Raw genomic sequence first — 21,724 nt, forward strand, 5'->3', positions numbered from 1 at the left:
TGATGCAGTCCAAGGGGCAGGTCGAGCCGGACGACGAGATGGAGGAGGTGCTGGAGGACGCGGTCGCGTTCGCCGGCGTCTCCAAGTACCCGGCCCGGGTGAAGTGCGCCCTGCTGAGCTGGATGGCATGGAAGGACGCCACTGCCCGGGCCATGGGTGAGAACGCGGTGACAGCAGCCGGATCGCCGAAGCAGCACAGCACCGCCACAGCATGCTCACACAAAACCACAGGGAGAACCGGCCGTGAAGAACACGATCACGAGTCATGACTCGCAGGACACCGGCGCCGGCATCGGAGTCGTGGGAGCCGACGGAAGCGGCCCCACGGTCACCGTCGCACCACGAGCGACGCTCAGTGCGGAGGCCGTGACCGCGGCCCTGCGGAAGGTCACCGACCCGGAGCTGGGCATCGACATCGTCAATCTGGGCTTGGTGTACCGCATGGACATCGACGACAGCGATCTGGTCACCCTCGACATGACGCTCACCAGCGTCACATGCCCGCTGGCTGACCAGATCGAGGACATCATTCGCTCTGCCGTCGACGACGTCGTTCCCAACCTGGTGATCAACTGGGTCTGGTCCCCGCCTTGGGGGGCAGAAAAGATCACCAGCGATGGGCGCCAGCAGTTGCTCGCACTCGGCTTCAAAGTGTGAGGCAACTCCCGTCTCCTCCGTCCATCGTGGCCGTCGTTCCCGGCCGACGGCAGTGCGGGGTGAGCAGCCCGGTCCCGCGATGACCACCGTCGGCCATGGCACAGCCGAACACTGCCGTGGCGCGGCCGGCCCGGACCCGGCCGCGCCCACACCAGCGAGAGGACAGATCAGCGTGGCTTCCACCGGCGTCCCCTCCGCCCCGTCGGGCGAGACTCCCGGCACATGGCCGGACATGCCCGGCGCGCCTCATGAACACGAAATGCAGCAGCGCTACGGCACCCGTGCGCGAGCAGAACTCTTCTACCGCGACCAGATGCTGGATCACCTCAACGCCCGGATGCGCGAGTTCATCGCCCGGCAGGAGATGCTCTTCATCTCCACCTGTGACCAGCTCGGTGAGTGCGACGCGACCTTCCGGGCCGGTCCCCCCGGGTTCGTACTGATCGTGGACGAGCGCCGGCTCGCCTGGCCCGAGTACCGGGGCAACGGGGTGATGGCGAGTTTGGCCAACATGGGGAAGAACCCACACGCCGGGCTGCTGTTCATCGACTTCACCGAGAGCCTGATCGGGTTGCACGTCAACGGCACGACACAGATTCTCACGGACGAGGCGATGCGGCACGGCATTCCCTCGGTACCCGAGGTCACGGTGCCTGGCCAGTTGCCCCAGCAGTGGGTGATGCTCAACGTTGAAGAGGCATACATACATTGCGCCAAGCACATCCCCCGGCTCCGCCGTGTTCCCCGTGAACGCATGTGGGGCACTGACGACACACGCCGCAAAGGCGGGGACTTCTTCGGGGTCAAGGCCGCGCGGGACGTGTCCGGTCGATGACTTCGGAGCTCCTCCGGCGGTAGCGGAGTCGTGACGGAGCCGCGGTAAGCCGCGCAACGGGCCTGCTTTTCCGGCCCGGGTCACCATCACAAGCTCGGACAGAACATGCACGCTGCGCCGGGCATGCATGACCTGCGTGCAAGTGTCATGCGGGTCCCAGGCGTTGTGCATGACGCGGCCCGGTGAAGTGTGGGCGGATCCCGGCCGCGTCGATCGCCTCGTATCCGCTGCCCCGGCCTCACCGCACTGCGGATCGAAGACCTGACGCCGCTCCCCCGGATGCAGCCCCGCCTGCGGCCCCCGCGGGGCGATGCGAAACCTCCCGGACCGATCTCTCCGCCCGTTCCAGTGTGAAGCCAGGCTGCCTCCTGTGCGCCCCCGTCCACTCGCCGCACAGCTCGGCCACAAGGACGGCGGGCTCCTCAGACGAAACAGCGCCGATGCGAATGCCAGACCAAGAGACCGGTTAAGTCACCACATATCAACACCGAATTCGGCACTACGATCAGAAAGGGACGACCTTGGAGAATTCTTCCTCCCCTCGCCCTCACCGTGCCCCCAACTATCATTTGCGTTCCCTGCTGGTGGAGGCCGACTGGACGCAGGAGTCCTTGGCGCGGGCGGTGAACGGGCTGGCGAAAGAGACAGGGTGGCGTAGGACGTATGACCGCACCACGGTCGCACATTGGCTGAGAGGCTCCAGACCTCGGCCGCCGGCGGAACATCTGATCGCGGAGGTCTTCAGCCGCCGACTGGGTCGCGTCATCACGCCGGAACAAGCGGGGCTGGTTGCGACCACACATCCCGGGCTCCCGACCGGGATGGGATTTCCACCCCGCCACGCCCCCTGCGATAGCGTCCCACCGAGTGATGGAGCCGGCCAACGGACCGGAATCCCCAGATCACGACAAGTGCTGCTCTCCACGGGAAAGTCCCTGCCACCCCACCGGGACTCTGCACGGACCACGCCTGCCGGAACGATCACCGGGAGCCGGGTGCCGGAATGCGAGGGGCACAATCCCCCGAATCACACGGCAGGTTACTACCGCCCCTACGGGCCGGACAAGACGCGCATCCCCCCGTGGCGGCCCGGAATGGAGAGCATGACTGACCGGACGGATACGGCAAACGGCACCAAGCACCCTGAAGTAGCCGTGCTCGAGTCAGCGGCACGGTTCTACCGCGTCTCCTACGATGCCCATGGCGGAGAGGGGTTGCAGGGAACACTCTCCGACTTCCTCGCCGGTACCGCGTTGGGCTGGATGGCTTCCGCCCAGCGTGAATCAGTCCGGCGCGAACTTGCCTCCTCTTGCTGCAAGTTGGCATTTTTGCTGGCTCAGATGTGTGCGGATGCCGGACGCCACGGAGCAGCTCACCGGCACTTCACCTCCGCAACTCAACTCGCTGAAGCGGCTGGTGACCAGACGCTACGGGCCATAGTTCTGCGGGCCATGGGCACCCTCGCCCTCTCACAAGGACACCACCGCTCGGCAATGGACTATCTGGAGACCGGTACAGCCGCAGTGGCAAGCGGCCATGGCAGCCGGGCAGTCCGGGCCTACCTCCAGGCGCAACTGGCTGTAGTCCATGCGGCCAACAGGGACTCTGCGGCGGCATTTCAAGCACTCTTGACCGCCGAGCGACTGACCGAGGCCGCTCAGACAAGCGATCCGTTCACTCACTATCCCCCGGCAGCCCTGTCCTACCAAGCAGCGCAGGTCCACGCGCTATTGGGCGAACATGCCAGAGCGGCAGACACTCTGGAGCACTCCCTGACACTGCGGCCACCGCAGGAGCGTCGGGCCATCGCCCTGACACTGGCCCAGCGGGCAGGCTTCCTGGTGACAATGGGACACGTGGACGAAGCGTGCCATGTGTGCCACCAACTCCTGGACGAGTACCCCCATCTCCGCTCCAAGACCGTAGCCCGTGCACTCCGAGATCTACTGCAACGCCTCCAGCCACATACAGATCTGACGGCCGTGCGGCATGTGCTGGAGCGGATTCACCCGGCCTGCTGAGGTCGGCGGCACCAGGGGCGATGTGATCACGATTGCGATTCGCACTCCGGGCCCAAGGCTTCGGGAGCCGAAAGCTTGCCTGCGGGTGGCATGTGAGAGGGAGGGGTGCCCAGCCACGGGCGGGTCCGTCCAGCGCAGTGGCGCTGGACGGGTGGAAGCGCAATGGGACGGGGCACCACACGTCAACGGCGTCAAAGGCCGGGCCAAATAACTCGGTTGGCGATTCGGGCACGTATTTCCCTTACGGACCAGAGGCAGGCGTCGGCAGGTCCCCCACACAACTGGTCGAGGTGGTGCTCAGGCGAGGCGGGTGCCGACGTATTCGGCTAGAACGGCTACTTGGGTGGCCGCGGAAAACCAGCACCATCACTGCTCCCACCACCAGGCGATGTCCGGGTAAGGGGGCGGGGTGAGGTCGTCGGGGTCCCACAGCAGCGGAGTGTCAGTCATAGTGACCTGTGGGGGCTTGAGGAGCGTGGTACCGCCACTGCCGTGGATCTCCAAGTAGCGGGCGCTGGTGACGGTGAAGTGGATGGTGGCAGAGAGCCAAGACGGCAGCTCGGCTGCATAACGGGCGACAGCGGGCCGCGAGTCGGCCAGGAGCCGCTTCTGGAGGCGGAGCGCGAGGCCCACGAGGCGCTCGTACAACTCCAGGGCTTTGATCAGCGCGTCGCCGGGAGACAGTTGATGTTCATCACCCAAGATGGTGAGGATATTGGTCCGTGCCTGGCCTCTGGGAGCCTCTTTGGCGAGGCTGACGAGGTCGTTGAAGATCACGCAGGGGTACAGGACGGCCTTGGTGAAGGCCCGCACGACGGGGTCGAGGTGTTCCTCGGGACTCAGCGCGTAGCCTGCCCCAGGGGCGGTGAAGGCCGCGATGACGGCAAGTCCCCCTTTCGCCCAGCGCATCCGCAGGTAGTCGTCCAGGGTGACCGGGGCGGTGCGGCGTTGCAGGGCGCGCTTCCACAGTTCGCCAGCAAGCCAAGTGCCGTTCTCCGCACGCAGGATCATCATGCTGCCGGGCGAGCAACATGTTTCGAGCAGTCGGCGGATGTCGCGCATACCGAGCAGCCACTTGTCGTCAGGGACGGGGGCGGCGTACGGCTCGTACATCACCCTGTTCGCCTGGGCGACGTGAGCGATGAGGGCCGGCAGGTCGTTGGTGAGGGCGTCGAGGTGGTCGTCCCACAGGAAAGTCCAGTAGCTGTAGCACGTGAACGCCTTGACGGCTTCCTCGGTTACGAAGGGCATCCCGGCCGCGATGGCCAGGCCGACGTTCATCCGGGTATGCGAGGAACCAGGAGTCGTCAGACCGTGGTCCAGGATCCACTGGACACCAGCCGCGTCCACGGCCTGCACGCCAGCAGGGTGAATGGTCAGTGGGACGGGGCAGTACAGGGCGAATTCGTCGAGCTTCAGACCGTCGAGAATCTGGGCGAAAGACATTTTCTGCGTGGACATAGCACTTCCCTCATGGTCATGCGGTGCCGCCGTGGCCCGTATGGACGGACACCCGGGTGGGGCAGAACGGCCGGATCGCGCGCAGTCGGCTGTATTGCTGGCGCGCCGCGAACACCGATGGCGGTGGCCTGAAGCCTTCGGGTCAGGTGCGTTTGTCGGCTGCGATGACCAGGTAATTCATCACGTTCTTCCGGTAGGCGTTGAGGAAGTGTTCCTCGATTCCGGTGGCCAGTTGGGAGTGCTGGCGAAGTTCCCAGTATGGGATTGCCTCGATGGTGAGGTCGAGGATGGTGGAGGGGACGAGGCTGTTGTCGAGGAGGGTCTGGAGGTAGGCGGTGCGGGTGTGGGTGTGGCAAAGGTAGTGCTGGTCGATGGCCTCGGCTTCGGGGAAGGTGTCGGCTTGGACGTCGTTGCGGCACCAGGTGACCAGGACGTACCGGCCTCCCGCAGCGAGGAGGCGACCGAACTCGGCGAATGTCTCGTCGAGGTCCACGTACATGGTGGTCTCGTTGGTGACGACATGGGTGAACGCTTCGTCGGGGAAGGGGGCGAGGGCCATATTGGCCAGGTGGAAGCGGACCTGTTCAGCGGCATGGCGGCGACGGGCGAGATCCCGGGAGAAGTTGACGTGGTGGGAGCAGAAGTTGACACCGTCGACGTTGCAGCCGAAGCGCCGGTTGATCAGGAAGGAGGTGCCTCCGCGTCCGGACCCGGCGTCCATGACGCGGGATGAGGCATCCGCGTGCAGGTGATCCAGAATGAGGTTGGCCTGCTCGGTCTCCATCCGGTGCATCTCGCCGAGGATCATGTCCTCTCGCTGCGGCACGGGGGCTGAGAGGATGGTTCGGTCGAAGTCACCCACCGCGTAGTGATGGTGGTACAGGCCGTCGTCGGCTCCGAGGAGCAGGTTGATGGGATCGTTGGTCTTCTCTTCCCAGTGCTGTTTCAGTTTCTGTTCGTAGGAGTTACGGATGGGCGGGGGGTCGCCGGGTGTGAGGGTCACGGCCGGGTCCTTCCCGGGTGGGGCCGTTGGGGGCCCGATGGCTGATCTGCCTGCGTGCCCACGGTGGTTAGCGTGATGACACAGGTGTCAGTAGTCGCGGTGTGCGACGAGGTGGGCGAGTAAGGACAATTCCTCGGCGGGGCCCGGGGCGGGGGCTGCGAGGGTAAGCTGTTCGAGCGCGGCTGCTGCGTGGCGGCGGGCACGGTCAAGAGTCCGTTCCTTCGCGCCGGTCTGCGTGATCAGCTCTTTGGCGCGCAGGCGGTCGTCGCGGCCGAGTGGATCCCTATGCTGGTAGAGCTCGCGCAAGGCTTGTGCTTGCGGGGTGTTGCCGGCCATCGCGACGGCGATGGGTATGGAGACCTTGCGGTGGCGTAGGTCGGACATGGCGGGCTTGCCGGTCACTGCTTCGTCACCCCAGACCCCCAGCAGGTCGTCCGCGCATTGGAAGGCGATGCCCAGGTTGCGTCCGAAGTTCTTGACGTGCTCGATGCGAGTGTTGTCGGCTCCTGCGATGGCCGCGCCGAGCCCGCAGGCACAAGCCATGAGTTCGCCGGTTTTGGCGGCTGCCACGGCGACTGCTCGGTCTTCTCTGATGGGGCCGGTGTCGGCTTCCAGTTGTGTCTCGACGTACGCGCCCTCCAGCATGGCCTGGATGGTGTCCAGCAGCAGGTGTACCGCATGTTCGGTGTGCGGGGTCTGTGTGAGCGCATGGACAGCGGAGAAGAACAGGGCATCTCCGGCGATCAGCGCCGCCGGTATGCCTTTCGCCGCCCACAGGGCGAGGCGACCCCGACGTGTGCGGTCCTGGTCGACGATGTCGTCGTGCAACATGCTGGCGTTGTGGAGGAGTTCAACGGCGGCCGCCGCGTGATGGGCCGTTTCGGGGGCGCCGCCCATGGCTTGGCAGGCCAGCAGTACAAGGGCTGGACGAAGGGCTTTGCCATCGGCAGGAGAGTCGAGGGCTGTGCCGTGGTCAGTCCACCAGCCAAAGTGCAGGCCCGCCAGATGTCTCAGCTGCGGAGGCAGTTGACTCACGTGAGCGCGCAGCAGTGGCCGCAAGGCATCGGCTGTGTCTTTGAGTATCGTGGCGGCATCGCGAGGAACACCGGTCATGAGAATCGACTCCCTGTCGCGACAGGCCCGGTCGGCGTCCTGGCGCAGGATGGAGCTGGCAGAGGGAAGCCGGACTGCGGGTCAGACTTGGGGCGCCGTGTGGCTGCCGGGTAGCACGTTCACGGTTCAGATTCGAGTGACGATGTATCGGAACAAGGCCTTCAGCTTGGCTGCGTGCTCCTGTGAAATCCCTGCATTGTCCACGTGGGACATGGCCTGATCGAGATAGCGGCGTGAAAGCTCTTCGGCTTTCGCACGTCCCCCGGCCTGTTCGATCAGGTCGGCGATCTCTGCGGGAGGCGGCCGTTCCTGGTTCTCCATGACGGCCTTGGCCAAGACGCTCGCGGCGGGATTGTCCGATGCCAGACCGGTGATCAGTGGGAGCGTTGGTTTACGCTCACGCAAATCCCCCATGGCCGATTTTCCGGTGACAGCGGTATCTGTCCAGATGTCCTCGATGTCATTGGCTGCCTGCCAGGCGATTCCCAGCAGGCGACCGGCTTCCGTCAACGCCTGGACACTTCCCTCGTCGGCCGGGGAGAACCGGGCGCCCAGTGCGAGGGAACATCCCAGCAGCGCGCCGGTCTTGGCCTGAGCGACCTCTAGGTAGTCTGCAGTGCTGACGTCGGCCGGAGCACGGGCGGTCAGGCCCAACTCCGCTGCCTGCCCCTGGATCAAACTGCCCGCCGCACTCAACAGCAGTGGCAGCGCTTCCCTTCCACGGTCCCCAGCCGACAGCAGGCAGCGGCTGGCGGCATGTTGCAGCATGTCACCGGCCAGAAGAGCCCAGCCGACACTGTACACGGCCCACCCCGACGGACGCCCCCGGCGCACCTCGTCCTTGTCGATGATGTCATCGTGAAGCAGAGACCACTGGTGAATGAGTTCGACAGAGGCAGCAGCCCGCACTGCGGCGTCTGTCTCCTCTTCCCGGGTGCAGGCAGCAAGCAGGACCAGTGCCGGTCGCAGTGCCTTCCCTCGAGCCGCTTTTGAGACTGGAACGCCCTCGGTGTCCAGCCAGCCGAGGTGGTATCCGCAAATCCTCGTCAGATCCGGCTGGAAGCTTTCGATCGCCTCACGCAATACGGGTTCTACCTGGGCCGAGGCCCAGCCCAATAGGCCTGGCACATCAAGCGAATTGCTGAGGCCCATGGCAACGCCTCACTTCTTCGCGTTCGAGACAGGGGCACGCACCCACGCCCGGCCAGGTGGCGCTGGCCGAAGAAGATGCCCGGAGTGGCCGTCCACAGGAACGAGCAGCGTCTCGTCGGGTCCACTCTGTTGGAAAGCTCAGCACAGGCCAGTGAAGCGGAAACAGGACGGCCCAACAAGGGCTACAAACAGCCAACCGATGGTGACCCGAGCTCTCAGAAGCGGGCAATGGACTGGCGGCGCAACTCGTGCGCCGCCCACGCGATGAATGGCCGTTTACTTTCCGGGATCGGGGGTTTCGTTTTCGCTTGCCGGGCACAGGGTCGTCCCGGTCACGTCCGTGAGGTCGGTCCGTTCGATCGTAGGGTGATCGAACGGACCGACCTCACTGGCGCCAGGTGACGCATCAGCGCCCGTCCCGCTTCCACGAGGTCCTCGCGTACAGGATGAGGACGCGATCAAGGTGTTCCCTTGGCTCGGGTACAGCCGACACAACCGCAGTCCTGGCACCTGTCGCTCCGCCAAGGGTTTTCCGCAGGTCAGGCCAGGGTGCAGATGGCCGTTGTGGTCGTATGCGGTCGCAGGAGCGGCTACTCCAAGGCCAACACTGGGTGTAGCAGTTCAATGCGCAACCTTTGGAAGCGATCATCATGCGCTCCGCCACTTCTCGGGGGCGCGTCTACCGGCGCTGCAGCCGCCGGGACCACCTGCACAAGCAACTCGGATCACGCTGCCCGCACCTTCTCGCCGATCCTGATCACGGTGCCTGAACCTTCGCCGTCGACATCCCTCAAGGCATTCCCGGGCGTCACACCGTCCGGCGCGGCGGTTTCCCCGACCGCGAGACCGCCACGCAGGCTCTGCAGCAGCTGATCGAGAGTGCGGGCGCAGGACTCCTCGCCGAACCGAACAGACGGTCGCCGACTACCTGGACGCATGGCTCCAGGCCAAGGCCATGACCTTGAAGCCGACGACCACAGTCCGCTACCGCGCCTACGTCGAAAACGGCCTCATCCCTGCCCTCGGGAAGATCAAGCCCGATGATCTCGACTACGGCCACATCGCAGGATTCGTACGCGCCCAGCTCTCCCACGGCCGAGGTGCGGTTACCGTCCACCGCATCCTCGCCACCTTGTCGAGCGCGCTGGGCGAGACCATCCGCCACCACCGGCCCGATCACAACCCGCGCGGCCCACGATCATCCCCCGGCCCGCTGCGGCCGAGCGTCACACTCATGGCCGACCTCGTCGAGGTCCTGGTCGGGACCGGCATCCGCAAGGGCGAAGCGCTCGCTCTGCACTGGGAGGACGTCCGCCTCAATGACCGTGTCCTCTGTATACGGCGCACGCTCCCCGCGATCGACAACAGCCGACTCGTACTGACGACACCGAAGACGCGCAGCACCAGGAACTACGCCACCCCAGCCCGGAAGATCACCCGCACCTGCGACCGCCTTGCGACCACAAGCCGACGGAACATCAGAAAGGCCGCTCCCTCACCATGAGGAAACGGCCTCCGACCTGCGAAAATCACTGGTCGGGACGGCGGGATTTGAACCCACGACCCCTTGACCCCCAGTCAAGTGCGCTACCAAGCTGCGCCACGTCCCGGTGCTCGTCCGGCCTGGGCTTTTGTCCCTTGCCGACCGCGCAAGAGAACAATACCGCACCCGGGAGGGTGGTGGCGCACGGATTGTGTGCGGAGATGATCAAGGTACGGGCGCCGGGGCGGGCCGTGTGGCCAGGACCCGCTGCCCGTGGTGTTGACCCGGGTCCTGTGTGACGTGCAACCATCGTGCTTCGTGATGTTGAATGGGCGCCTCGCGTCAGCGCAACTCCCCATCACAGGAGGAAAGTTGGACGTCACAGACCTCACCAGTCTCGCGGATAACGGCCATTCCGCACTTTCCCGGCGCAAGCTCCTGCAGGCGGCCGCGGGAACCGCCGCCGTGGCGGGGCTGGCCGGAGCGTTCCCGGCGGAGGCGGCAGCGGAAGCGGCGGCGGTGACGGAGGGCGCCGGAGCGGAGGCGGCGGCCTCCGGGCATCGGGCGGTGCTCTCGTTCACCGGCGCCACCAACGGCTCCGCGAGCCTCTCCCCCGTCGGGGACCGCCTGATCGTCGAGGTGCAGAACGTACTGTGGTCCGTCCCCCGCAAGGGCGGCGAGGCCAAGGCGATCACCCCGGTCGATCTCGAGCCCACCAGACCCGTCCACTCGCCCGACGGCAGACAGCTCGCGGTGAGCGCGTACAAGGGCGGGGGCTATCACCTCTGGACGCTGCGGCCCGACGGTTCCGGGCTGCGGCAGCTGACGGACGGGCCGTGGGACGACCGGGGGCCGTCGTGGTCGCCGGACGGGACGCGGATCGCGTTCGCCTCCGAGCGCGGCGGCGACCCGGTCGCGGGGAGCCCGTACCGGGTGTGGGTGGTGGAGGTGCGTACGGGCGCGCTCACCCGGATCACAGGACTGCCCGGCCAGGACGGGCCCGCGCAGGACGGCGCGTGGGAGGACTTCGACCCGGTCTGGTCGCCGGACGGCAAGCGGCTGCTGTTCGTGCGGGGCCAGGTCACCGGGGGGACGCTCACCACCCGCACCGTGGCGTCGGTGGCGTCCGACGGGCGGGGGGCGGTCCGTACCGAGCACACCGACGACGCCGCCGGGGCGTCGGTGATGACGCCCGCGGTGTCGCCCGGCGGGCGGCTGGCCTATCTGCGGACGACCCCGGCGCCCAAGGCGTCCTGCACCCTCGTCGTCGACGGCGACGCCGTGCCGGTCGACGGCGACGTGGAGCCGGTGCCGCCGCGCTGGGTCTCGCGCGACGAGCTGCTGCTGACGGTCGGCGGCGGGTTCCGGATCATCCGGCCGGACGCCGCCCACCGGTCGGCGGTCACCGCCGTCATCCCCTTCACGGCGAAGCTGCCGGTCGACCGCCCGCGCTACCGCGTCAAGCCGTACGACTTCGCCGCCGGCGGCGTGCACAAGGTGCGTGCGGTGCATCTTCCCGCGCTGTCGCCCGACGCCCGGCAGGTGGCGTTCGCCGCTCTCAATTCGCTCTGGATCGCGGATACTTCGGGAAGCGGGAAGCCGCGCAAGGTGGTGAGCGCGGACGTCACGCGTTATCTGCTCGCCCCCTCCTGGACGCCCGACGGGAAGGCGCTGATCTGGGCCGACGACCGCGACGGCCTCCTCGCCGTCCGCCGCCGCGACCTGGCCTCCGGCGAGGAGACCGTGCTGGCCGGCGGTGGCCGGATCAGCCCGGCGCTCTCGCCGGACGGCAAGCGGCTGGCCTGCCTCGACATGAGCGGGAACCTCGTCGTCCGGGACCTGGCCGCCGGGACCGAGCGCGTCCTCACCACCCCGATGGGCGGCGGCGGGCTGCCGGGCCGGCCCAGCTGGTCCCCCGACGGGCGCTACCTCGCGTACTGCGACCGCAACCGCCTCAACCAGCGCTTCCGCGAGGGCTACAACCTGATCCGCATCGTGGACACGGCCGGCGGCGCCTCCCGGCTGCACGCGATCGCCCCGCACGCGTCGATCTCCGACCGCTATGACTCGGGGCCGGTCTGGTCCCCCGACGGGCGCTCGATGGCGGTGATCAGCGAGTCCGCGCTGTGGCTGCTGCCCGTACGGCACGACGGGTCACCCGCGGGCGCACCGCGGCGGCTGACGGACGAGGCGGCCGACCACCCGTCGTGGTCGGGCGACTCGCGCACGCTCCTCTACCTGTCGGCCGGCAGGCTACGGCTGCTGGACGTCCACGGCCGTACGGCCCGTACGGTCCCGGTCTCCCTCGACTACCGGCGGCCGGCGCCCGCCGACGTCGTGGTGCACGCGGGGAAGTTCTGGGACGGCACCGGCAGCGAGGTGCGCGAGGACGTCGACATCGTGGTGCGCGGCGGGCGGATCGCCGCGCTCGAGCCGCACCGTGCGCGGCGCGGTGCCAGGCGGACGGTCGACGCCTCGCGGCGGACGGTGATCCCGGGGCTCTGGGACGCCCATACGCACCCGTGGCAGGTCACCTACGGCGGGCGGCAGACCGCCCTGCAGCTCGCGTACGGCATCACCACCGCCGTGTCGCTCGGCGGCGCCGCCTACGAGCAGGCCCGTATCCGCGAGGCGGTGGCGGCCGGGGCGCTGGCCGGGCCGCGGCTGCTGACCTGCGGCGAGCTGCTGGACGGCGGCCGTGTCGCGTACAGCATGGGCCGGGCGCACCGCACGCGCGAGGGGCTGGAGCGCTCGCTGTCCCGGGCCGAGGCGCTGGACTGGGACTTCGTCAAGACGTACGTCCGCGCGCCCGGTTGGCTGATGCAGGAGGCGGCCCGCTTCGCGCATGAGCGGCTGGGGGTGCGCTCCGGCAGCCACCTGTGCTCCCCCGGCGTGCAGCTCGGGCAGGACCTGACGACGCACCTGCAGGCCACGCAGCGGCTGGAGTTCGGCCATGCGACGACGGCCACGGGGCATGCGTACCAGGACCTGGAGGAGATCTACACCGCCACGGACTTCCGGATGATCGCGACCATCTTCACCTCGGTGCCACTAGTGGGCGCGGATCCGGAGCTGGCGGACGATCCGCGGGTGACGCGGCTGATGCCGCCGTGGGACACGGAGCTCGTCCGCAAGACCGCGGGCACCGCCCCCACCGAGGACCAACTGGCCACCCTGGAAACCGAGATCGGCGTCTACCGGCGGATCCTCTCCCGCGGCGGGCTCGTGGCGCTCGGCACGGACGCGCCGCTGGTGCCGGTCGGGCTCTCGCTGCACATTGCGTTGCGCGCCCTGCACCGTTACGGGCTGTCGGCGGCGCAGGCGCTGCGCACCGCGACCCTGGTGCCCGCGCGGGTGTTCGGCGCGGAGCGGGATCTGGGCACGCTGGAGGTGGGCAAGCTCGCGGATGCGACGGTGATCGACGGCGACCCGTTCACCGATTTCGACACGCTCATGCGGACGGAGTCGGTGCTGCGGGGCGGAGTGCCCTTTGCGCAGAAGGAGTTGCTCGACTCCTACGGCTCCCCTGCGCAGGGGAAGCCCGCGCAGGGGAACTGGCTGGACGTGGGGCGGCAGTTGCGGCGGGACTCGTGCTGCGACATGCACCACTGACCGCACCGACCGCCGCCGTGCTCTTCGGGGCTCAGCTCCCGGAGAGCACGGCCTCGGCCTCCGGCTCGGGCCGCGGGACGGACACCCTGGCGCCCGCCGGTGCCGCGACGTCCTGCCACCACAGGTCGGGGGCGAGCCCGTCCACCGGCTCGAACGGCTGCCCGGGGCGCGGCACGGCCCATCGCGCCCGCACCCGCTGTGCGGCGGCGACCGTACGCTCCGCGGGCTCCTCCCAGGGGTGCGTGGCGAGAGTGAACGTGCCCCAGTGGATCGGCATCATGATTCCGCGCGCGGGGTCGCCGCCCTGGAGGTCGAGGTGCGCCTGCATCCCTTCCTCGGGGGTCATGTGAATGTCAGGCCAGAAGTCCGAATATGCACCGATTTGCACCATCGTGGCGTCGAACGGCCCGTACTTCTCGCCGATTTCGGCGAAGCCGGGGAAGTAACCGGTGTCGCCGCTGTGGAAGATCCGGTGCTGCGGGCCCGCGACCACCCAGGACGCCCACAGCGTGTGCTGCGTGTTGCGCAGCGCCCTGCCGCAGAAGTGCCGGGCGGGCGTGGCGGTGAGGGTGAGCTCCCCGACCTCGGCCGACTCGTGCCAGTCGAGCTCGGTGATCTGCCCGGCCGGTACGCCCCAGTGCTCCAGGTGCGCGCCGACGCCCAGCGGGACGACGAAGGCCGTGCCGCGGCGGCCGAGCGCCTTGACGGTCGGCATGTCCAGGTGGTCGTAGTGGTCGTGGGAGATGACGACGACGTCCACACGTCCCGCCTCGGCCAGCGGTACGGGCGCGGGGTGCAGCCGCCGGGGGCCCGCGAACGCGAAGGGCGAGCAGCGCTCGGACCACACCGGGTCGAACAACACCCGGTGCCCGTCGATCTCGGCCAGCACGCTGGAGTGCCCCATCCACGTGAGCCGCAGCCCGGACGCGGCGGGGGCCGCCAGGTCGGCCACGGTCGTGGGGTGCACGGGAATGGCCTGGGCCGGGGCCCGGCGGGCGCGCTCGTCCTTGCGGAAGTAGGTCGGCAGGAGCTTCAGCATCGAGCCGGACGGCCTCCGCGAGGTCGCCTCGGGATTGACGAACACCCCGTTCGCGAAGTTCGGCGACCGTCTGATGCGCGCCATGCGCTCACCGGACGGGTCCGCCCCGAACGCGGCGGGTCGCAGGGCGTCGAGCGGTGAGCGCTGGGAGCGGAAGCCGGTCACGGCACCTCCTGGGGAAGGGGCAGGTCAGCCCATTATCCGCCCGGGCCCACCCCCGTTACGGCCCGGGCGGTCGGCAGCTGCCCGACGGTGACCCACTGTGCAGGTTCACGCCGCCGAACGCATCCGATTTTCGGGCGCAGCGACTCAGAGCCCGCTCACCCGCAGCGTGATGTTGAGGCGGCCGGAGAGGTCCAGGTACGCGGGCGACGTGCCCGGGAGGGTGCGGGGCACCCCGTGGTAGGCGAGCCGGGACGGGCCGCCGAAGACGAAGAGGTCGCCGCTGCGCAGCTCCACGTCCGTCCAGGGGCGGGTGCGGCCCTCGGTGTTGCCGAAGCGGAAGACGCAGGAGTCACCGAGGCTGAGCGAGACGACGGGCGCCGTGGACTTCTCGTCGCTGTCGCGGTGCAGGCCCATCCTCGCGCCGGCGTCGTAGAAGTTCACGAGCGCGATGTCGTACGGCTCCGCGCCGGGCGCGCTGCCGTACGCCGCGGTCACCGCCTCCCGGGCCAGCTCGCCCAGCCAGGCCGGGAAGGGCTTGACGGGCGCACCGTCGCCGTCGACGACGGTGCGGGCGTAGCCGTACGGGTACCAGTGCCAGCCGGGGCACTGCGGATTTTCCCGTACCGATTTCCCGCAGTTCGGGCACCGGGGCACCACACCCCAATGCCAGCCCAAGCAAACCTGCCGCACTGACATGGTGCCCCCGCCAGGCGTACGCACTGTCCGCAGCCCGGCCGGCGGCCGTGCCCACTCCCGGCAGGCCGCGAGCACCTCGCGCTGGGCGTCGAGATCCAGCCAGTCCGGCACGTGAACGGCGCCAGGGGCGACCTCTGCCCTGTCGCGCGGGAACAATCCGTCTTCCACCATTCCCATGTTCGCAGCTGACGCTTACTGCTGGGAAACGTCGCCAATGAGCGCCAGCGCGTGCGATCCGCCAGGTATGCAGAAGCGACGGCTGCCATGCCGCCGATCACTGCGCTCACCGGTGCTGTCCAGTCCATCGCACCAAGCTGCCATCTCTGTGCGCGGAGGTGACACCAGGCCCGACACCGTGCCGTCTTGACGGGAGACCATCCCCACGAGCGCGGGGCCGATACTTCTTGAGAAGCGACAACGAGAGCCGCCATGCGATGCTGGCGGTAGGGCGAGAACCCGTGATCGGCACCCGCGTGGGTTGCCGTGTCCTGACGACTCCAGTCAGCCGAGCCCACAGCGACGGCGTTCAACCACGGTCCGAGAGACCGGCCATGACCCCCGTGACGGAGCAGGCGATGCGAATCAGCAGCGATCAGGCGTACCTGGACGAGCACGGGCGCACCTGTTACGAAGACGCGCTCCTCACCGGCGAAGTCGAGAAGCACGCGGACAACGGGCAGCTGGTGATGCTCTTCAGCTACGCCGACGGCATCGAACACGGGCCGCAGCAGGCGTGGTGGCCGGACGGGACCAAGCGGACCGAGGGCGTCACCAGGATGGGCGCCGCCGTGGGTGAGTGGCGGTACTGGCACGCCAATGGCCACATGTCGGAGCTGGTCGTCCTGGATGAGCACGGCCGGGTGATGACGAGAAAGCGCTGGAACGCCGCCGGTGAGCTCACCTTGGACAAAGCGATCCGCCGATCCGGCTGATCCGGGCGCCCCAAGCAAGCCGACCTGACGCTTCGTCGCTCAATCGAGGTACCCGTCCGGGCCCGGCAGGCTGCCTGGGCCGCCGGACCATCTCCCGGGGCTGGCAGCCGCCCGGCGACCGGGTGGTCCTCAGCGTTCCTCGCCACCACCGTCGTCATCGATGACGACGTCGGGGTGCTGTATGGCACCCCGACGTGACGTCAAGGGCGAGGAAAGCGAAGGGACTAGCGTCAGAGAGGTTGAGAAGGAAGTCCGTTCATGGCCTCGCCGGGGCCAACGGTAGCAGTCAGCCGGGGATCAGGTCGCGCAGGTTTTCCGGGGTGACGATCCGGGAGTCCGGGTGCAGTCCGTCCGGGCGTTGCAGGCCGATGTAGGTGACGGGGCCGTCCGGGACCGTCACGCCGTCCCAGAGTGTGGTGGCTGTGGCGTGGTCGGTCATCAGGTTGGTGAGGTAGCGGACCGTGAGGTGGTCGCGCTCGACGATGCCGCGCAGCAGCGTTGCGACCGATACCTGGTTTCCCTCGACCTGGTTGGCGTTCGGGTTGCCCTTGAGGTACAGGTGCAGCCACTTGGCGCGCCAGCGTCCGTCGTTGCCTCGTACGAACGCGAGCGGCAGCGCGACCCTGCCCAGGCCGCGTAGCTCGGATTTCATGCGCACGGTGCGCGGCTCGAAGGGGTGGCCCTGCTGCTCGGCGTCGCGCAGCATGAAGCCGAAGAACGACTCCTCGACTTCCTCGAAGCCCTCTCCCGAGAAGATGTTGACCTGCGGGACGATGAAGGTGCCGCGTACGGCGCCCAGGCGCAGGTTGATGAACTCCGAGGCGCCCTCGGGTGCGTCGGTGATGTCGCCGGAGTGCTCGCCTTCGAGCTGTGTGAGGGCGGTGTACGACAGCCAGCAGACGGTCTTGTACGAGTCGTCCAGCATCAGTGCCGACAGGTCGAAGTCGGTGGTGCGGCTCGTCTGCTTCCAGTAGACGAAGAACCGCAGCAGTTCACCGTCGATGGGGGTGAGGGAACCGCGGGGCAACACGCCCAGGCCTGTGGCCGTGGCCTTGCCGCTGAGCGGGAGCGCGACGTCGAGGATGTCGGGGTCGATCAGCAGGTGTCCCGGCTTGGGGAGGCGGCGGCGTATTTCGGTGTCCAGGGCGGCGATCAGGCGTTTGCGCTCGGGAGGCAGCACGGGCGGCCGGGTGTCGGCGGTGACCCAGGCGCGGCCGAGGCGGTTGACGAAGACGCGGCGCTCGTCCGCCTCCTGGGTGCGGTTGTGGAAGTGCTCGCGGGCCGAGAGCAGGACGCGGCCGGAGACCTGGGGGGCGGCTTGCTCGGCTGCGGCCATGACGGCGTCGCGCTCGTCCTGGGTGGCACACGCGCGCAGCAGGCGGTCCAGGGAGCGGAACAGTTTGCCCGGGGCGGCCACCAGCAGCCGTGCCGCGCCGGTGATGTTGTTCGCGGCGAGCAGTTCCTCGAGGCGGCTGTCGAAGGACCGGGCTTCCTTCTCGCCCCGGGCGACGGCGAACACCTCGGCGGCGTACGGCCAGCGCTGCAGGTACTCGTGCGCGTGCAGGCGTTCGCCGAGCCGTTTGAACATCTCGCGGTGTGCGGTGACGTCGGCGAGCTTGGCGGGGGACGCCGCGACGACCGCGTCGAGGACGGCCAGCAGGGCGCGGCGGACCCGTCGGGACAGGGATCGGAAGCGGGTCGGTTCGGCGAGGGTCACGTCGCCGTCCGACAGTGCGCAGGCCAGGCGGAGCACATCGGTGACGGTGTCCACCAGGAGGTCCGCACCGGCGTCGAGGCGGGCGAGGTTGACGACGGCGCGGTTCTCCCGGACCGGTATCGCCTCCGGCTGGGGGCTGTCGGCGCAGTGCCCGGCGAGTACGCCGAGGTCGCGCAGGCTCTCCTCGCCCAACGGAGTCGTGCTGCCCGCCAGGGCCAGGTACAGCGCGGCGACTTCGTCGTCCAGGGTGCCGCCCAAGTGCAGGACCGTCATGCGGTCGCCCGCGGCGGCGATCAGCTCGTCGTGAGCGGCGAGCATCTCGGCGTAGGTGTGCTGGTAGTTGCCGTACGACGGGAGGGCCAGCAGGTCGACCACACCGGTGCGGAGCTGGGCGAGCGTGCCCTCGCGCGACGCGTCGTCGGCGAGCGCCTCGCTGATGCACTGCACCCAGAAGTCGAACGTATCCGGCACGTTGGCCGGGAAGTCGACGAAGTAGACGTTGTGCCGGACGTGGTCGCCGGCCATCTCGCGGACGGTCTCCAGCGTGCGCGCGGCGGTGTCGAGGACCGTCTCCTCGGCCAGCCCCGACAGACCCTCCAGCAGTTCCGCCGAGAGCTTGAAGCCCACGGACATCAGCGCGGCATCGAACTGCCGCGCTGCGACGCTGCCTTGCCCGGCGGGCCCAACGGAGACGGGAACGCGGTGGGTGTGCCGGATGACCAGGGGTTCGAGACGGTGAAGCATCCGGGCAATGATTCCAGAACCGCGCGAGCCGACGCATTCGGGTTTTCGAAAGCGGCGAGCACCTGCCGGCGAGCAGGGTGCTCTGTGGGAAGTCGGTCCGACCTGGACAGCTCACACCTGCTCCCACGTGGTGTGACTCAGGGCCAAGTGGCTGGCGCCGGGCAGTCGTTGGGCCCGGTCGACCACAACGTCGGTGTAGAGGCGGCAGGAGAATCTCACACGGCGGCTCTACCCACGCCCACGCCTGGGCCCTGGCGGGGGCGGCGTCAGAACGGGCGCTCCGATGTCCGCAAGCTCCGGCTTCCGCCCTCCGCGACGGAATTTGACAAGACGGTGACGGGGGCTCTGCTACAGTCGATCGCAGCGGAGTGCTTTCGCCTCCGCCCGCTCCCGCGAGTAGCTCGTGGTCGAGCAACCGGCTCGACATCTGAATGTCGCCGGAAACAGCATCACAGCACATCCGGTACACCCAGCACATCGCATCACCGGGTCTGCGGCGTCCTGCCGCGCGCCGGAGGCATCGCGTGTCGACTCCGCGATGCCGCCGTCCACGGCCGGTCCCGCGTGGACTTCTCCGCCACCCAAAGAAGTGGAATCCCTTCATGAGCACCGTCATCGAATCATCTTTGAACAGCCTGTTGCGGGACGAGCTGCACCAGCTTGCGACCTCCCTCGGCGTCACCGGCGCCACGCGGCTGCGCAAGAGCGAGCTCGTCGAGGCCATCACCGCCAAGCAGGCCGCCGAGCTTGCGGCGGATCCCATAGCGAAGCCCGACGCAGGCCTCGCCTGCGGTGTCCTCGACATCCGCGACGGCAACGCCTTCCTGCGCACCACCGGCTACCAACCCGGCCCCAAAGACCTGTACGTGTCGCAGGCTCAGGTCCGCAGCCTCGGCCTGCGCCCCGGCGACGTGGTCACCGGAACCGCCACAGCTGCTGCGGCCCAGGCCAGGAACGGCGGCAAGGCCGACCGCCGCCCCGCGCTGGCGCGCATCGAGAGCGTCAACGGCCAGGCGCCCGAGCAGGCGCGACTGCGTCCCGACTTCGCTGACCTGACGCCGCTGCACCCGAACGGGCAGCTGCACCTGGAGGCCGACCAGAGCCTGCTCAGTACCCGTGTCATCGACCTGGTCGCGCCGATCGGCAAGGGCCAGCGCGGCCTGATCGTCGCCCCGCCCAAGACCGGAAAAACCGTCCTCCTGCAGGCAATCGCGGCCGCCGTAAACCGCAACCACCCCGACACGCACCTCATGGTGCTGCTCATCGACGAGCGGCCGGAGGAGGTCACGGACATGCGACGCTCGGTGCAGGGCGAGGTCCTCGCCTCCACCTTCGACCGGCCCGCCCGCGAGCACATCGCCCTCGCCGAGCTCGCCGTCGAGCGGGCCAAGCGACTCGTCGAACTCGGGCACGACGTCGTGCTCCTACTCGACTCGATCACCCGGCTCGCCCGCGCCTACAACACCGCCTCGCCCGCCTCCGGGCGCATCCTCACCGGCGGCGTCGACGCCGCCGCGCTCCACAAGCCGAAGAAGTTCTTCGGCGCCGCCCGCAACGTCGAGGACAGCGGCTCACTGACCATCATCGCCACAGCGCTGGTCGACACCGGCTCGCGGATGGACGACCTGATCTTCGAGGAGTTCAAGAGCACCGGCAACATGGAGCTGCGCCTGGACCGCCGGCTCGCCGAGAAGCGGGTCTTCCCCGCCGTCGACGCGAAGGCCTCCGGCACCCGCCGTGAGGAGCTGCTGCTCGGCACCGCCCGCACCCCCAGCGTGCGCACGCTGCGCCGAGTGCTCAGCGCCCTGGACACACAGCAGGCCACCGAGCTGCTCCTGAACCGGCTGAAGCAGTCCTCGGGCAACACGGAGTTCCTGCGCACGGTCACCGCCACCCGGCCGGACGCTGGCTGACGGCGCACGTCGCGGCGGGACCGGTTGCGGAAGACAAATTTCAACGAACTGTTGACGCAGTGATTCGGGGGCGCCCGCCACGCCTCCTGAATGCTCCGCAGACCGCGCTGGCCAGGGCGCCCTGCCTGCTGTGGCGGTCCGCGCTCGATGAGCAGCAGTGGACCGACTTCGCCCTTGCCAGCCGGGCGCACCTGCTGAACCGACGGCAGGCGGAGCAGCTGTACCAGACACTGCTACCCCAGGAGACGGCAACCCACCTGGTACGCCTACTGACCGTGCTCGTGGAACGCGACCACGAACTATTGACCAACACCGTCCACCAACAAACCATCACGGCTCTGCGCCGGGCCCTGTCGGAGTGGCCCAGGACGGCTTTCGGGTCTGCTTCGCCGACCTTTACTGGGCCTTGTAGCCGCCGTCGACGTTGAGGATGGTTCCTGTGACGAAGGACGCGGCCGGCGAGGCGAGCCAGGTGATGGCTTCGGCGACCTCGGTGGGGCGGCCCATCCGGCCCACCGGCTGGAGGGCGGCGATGGTGGCCTCGTCCCATGTGCCGGCCTCGATGGCGGTACTGAGGATGTCGGTCTTGACAGCGGAGGGGGCGACCCCGTTGATGCGGATGCCGTCGGTGGCGTACTCCAGTGCGGCGGACTTGGTCAGGCCGACCACGGCGTGCTTGGTGGCGGAGTAATTGGCCGCGTAGCGCATGCCGCCCAGGCCCGCGATCGAGGCCAGGTTGATGATGGAGCCGCCGGGGGTGTCCTGGGCCAGCATCTGCTGGATCTGGTACTTCATGCCCCAGAAGACGCCGAGCACGTTCGTGGTGAGCATCTGCTGGAAGCGGCTGGTGAGTTCGTCGGCCAGGCGGCCGGTGTCGAGGGAGACCCCGGCGTTGTTGACCGCGACATCGAGCCGGCCGAAGCGCTCGACGGTGGCCGCGACCAGGGCGGCGACGGAATCTTCGGAGTCGACGTCGGCGGCGATGAAGGCGGCTTCCCCGCCGTTGTCGCGGATCTCGCGGGCGACGGCTTCGCCCGCTTCCTTGCGGCGGCCCGAGACGACGACGGCGTGGCCGGCGCGGGCCAGGGCCAGGCCGGTCTCCTTGCCAATGCCGGTGGTGGCTCCGGTGACCAGGGCGACGCCGGCAACGCTCATGACGGTGGACCTCTTTCCCGTACAGG

15 protein-coding genes, 1 tRNA gene and 1 pseudogene are annotated in these 21,724 nt (G+C 68.5%); 8 read left to right on the forward strand and 9 right to left on the reverse strand.

Annotated elements, in window-relative coordinates; genetic code table 11:
• From ACV530_RS35300 to ACV530_RS35315, 4 genes and pseudogenes are all read left to right on the forward strand, one after another.
• Positions 1-176: pseudogene (locus tag ACV530_RS35300) on the forward strand (Fe-S cluster assembly sulfur transfer protein SufU); the annotation flags it as partial.
• Between the two features lie 124 nt (positions 177-300).
• Positions 301-657 (forward strand): metal-sulfur cluster assembly factor, encoded by a 357-nt coding sequence (locus ACV530_RS35305; RefSeq protein ID WP_494336836.1) that lies wholly within the window; start codon positions 301-303, stop codon positions 655-657.
• A 172-nt stretch (positions 658-829) separates the two neighbouring features.
• Positions 830-1,492 (forward strand): pyridoxamine 5'-phosphate oxidase family protein, encoded by a 663-nt coding sequence (locus ACV530_RS35310; protein ID WP_494336811.1) that lies wholly within the window; start codon positions 830-832, stop codon positions 1,490-1,492.
• A gap of 569 nt (positions 1,493-2,061) precedes the next feature.
• Positions 2,062-3,513 carry a tetratricopeptide repeat protein gene (locus ACV530_RS35315; RefSeq protein WP_494336812.1) on the forward strand — a complete coding sequence of 484 codons (1,452 nt, stop codon included), beginning with the start codon at positions 2,062-2,064 and terminating at the stop codon, positions 3,511-3,513.
• 366 nt (positions 3,514-3,879) lie between these two features.
• Here the strand turns inward: ACV530_RS35315 and ACV530_RS35320 are convergent, their stop codons facing one another.
• The 4 genes from ACV530_RS35320 to ACV530_RS35335 all read right to left on the reverse strand — a co-directional run bounded on the left by ACV530_RS35320 (position 3,880) and on the right by ACV530_RS35335 (position 8,242).
• On the reverse strand, positions 3,880-4,974 hold the full coding sequence (locus ACV530_RS35320; protein WP_494336813.1) for a terpene synthase family protein: 1,095 nt from the start codon (positions 4,972-4,974) through the stop codon (positions 3,880-3,882).
• A gap of 142 nt (positions 4,975-5,116) precedes the next feature.
• On the reverse strand, positions 5,117-5,977 hold the full coding sequence (locus tag ACV530_RS35325) for an SAM-dependent methyltransferase (RefSeq protein WP_494336814.1): 861 nt from the start codon (positions 5,975-5,977) through the stop codon (positions 5,117-5,119).
• An 87-nt stretch (positions 5,978-6,064) separates the two neighbouring features.
• Positions 6,065-7,090 carry a polyprenyl synthetase family protein gene (locus ACV530_RS35330; protein ID WP_494336815.1) on the reverse strand — a complete coding sequence of 342 codons (1,026 nt, stop codon included), beginning with the start codon at positions 7,088-7,090 and terminating at the stop codon, positions 6,065-6,067.
• 126 nt (positions 7,091-7,216) lie between these two features.
• A complete protein-coding gene (locus tag ACV530_RS35335) occupies positions 7,217-8,242 on the reverse strand; it encodes a polyprenyl synthetase family protein (RefSeq protein ID WP_494336816.1) in 1,026 nt (341 codons plus the stop codon).
• 766 nt (positions 8,243-9,008) lie between these two features.
• Between ACV530_RS35335 and ACV530_RS35340 the strand changes: the two genes are divergently transcribed.
• Positions 9,009-9,746 carry a site-specific integrase gene (locus ACV530_RS35340; protein WP_494336837.1) on the forward strand — a complete coding sequence of 246 codons (738 nt, stop codon included), beginning with the start codon at positions 9,009-9,011 and terminating at the stop codon, positions 9,744-9,746.
• A gap of 29 nt (positions 9,747-9,775) precedes the next feature.
• On the opposite strand, the gene ACV530_RS35345 is transcribed toward ACV530_RS35340, so the two are convergent.
• Positions 9,776-9,852: transfer RNA gene (locus ACV530_RS35345), tRNA-Pro, on the reverse strand.
• A 245-nt stretch (positions 9,853-10,097) separates the two neighbouring features.
• Here ACV530_RS35345 and ACV530_RS35350 point away from each other — a divergent pair.
• Entirely contained in the window at positions 10,098-13,337 is a 3,240-nt protein-coding gene (locus ACV530_RS35350; RefSeq protein ID WP_494336817.1) for an amidohydrolase family protein, read from the forward strand.
• A gap of 31 nt (positions 13,338-13,368) precedes the next feature.
• Here the strand turns inward: ACV530_RS35350 and ACV530_RS35355 are convergent, their stop codons facing one another.
• Together ACV530_RS35355 and ACV530_RS35360 are read right to left on the reverse strand one after the other, a co-directional pair.
• Positions 13,369-14,541: an MBL fold metallo-hydrolase gene (locus tag ACV530_RS35355; RefSeq protein ID WP_494336818.1), complete on the reverse strand. Its 1,173-nt coding sequence runs from the start codon at positions 14,539-14,541 to the stop codon at positions 13,369-13,371.
• Between the two features lie 144 nt (positions 14,542-14,685).
• Positions 14,686-15,405, reverse strand: a complete 720-nt coding sequence (locus tag ACV530_RS35360; RefSeq protein WP_494336838.1) for an alpha-ketoglutarate-dependent dioxygenase AlkB family protein — start codon at positions 15,403-15,405, stop codon at positions 14,686-14,688.
• Positions 15,406-15,812: 407 nt separating this feature from the next.
• Between ACV530_RS35360 and ACV530_RS35365 the strand changes: the two genes are divergently transcribed.
• The gene (locus ACV530_RS35365) at positions 15,813-16,169 is read left to right on the forward strand and encodes a toxin-antitoxin system YwqK family antitoxin (protein WP_494336819.1); all 357 of its coding nucleotides are present in this window, start codon (positions 15,813-15,815) and stop codon (positions 16,167-16,169) included.
• 286 nt (positions 16,170-16,455) lie between these two features.
• Here ACV530_RS35365 and ACV530_RS35370 read toward each other — a convergent pair whose 3' ends face one another.
• On the reverse strand, positions 16,456-18,630 hold the full coding sequence (locus ACV530_RS35370) for a TerD family protein (RefSeq protein ID WP_494336820.1): 2,175 nt from the start codon (positions 18,628-18,630) through the stop codon (positions 16,456-16,458).
• A 602-nt stretch (positions 18,631-19,232) separates the two neighbouring features.
• Between ACV530_RS35370 and rho the strand changes: the two genes are divergently transcribed.
• Positions 19,233-20,543 (forward strand): transcription termination factor Rho, encoded by a 1,311-nt coding sequence (gene rho / locus ACV530_RS35375; RefSeq protein ID WP_494336821.1) that lies wholly within the window; start codon positions 19,233-19,235, stop codon positions 20,541-20,543.
• 396 nt (positions 20,544-20,939) lie between these two features.
• On the opposite strand, the gene ACV530_RS35380 is transcribed toward rho, so the two are convergent.
• The gene (locus tag ACV530_RS35380; protein WP_494336822.1) at positions 20,940-21,698 is read right to left on the reverse strand and encodes an SDR family NAD(P)-dependent oxidoreductase; all 759 of its coding nucleotides are present in this window, start codon (positions 21,696-21,698) and stop codon (positions 20,940-20,942) included.
• Between the last annotated feature and the right edge of the window lie 26 nt (positions 21,699-21,724).

The organism is Streptomyces sp. SX-6, assembly GCF_059089585.1.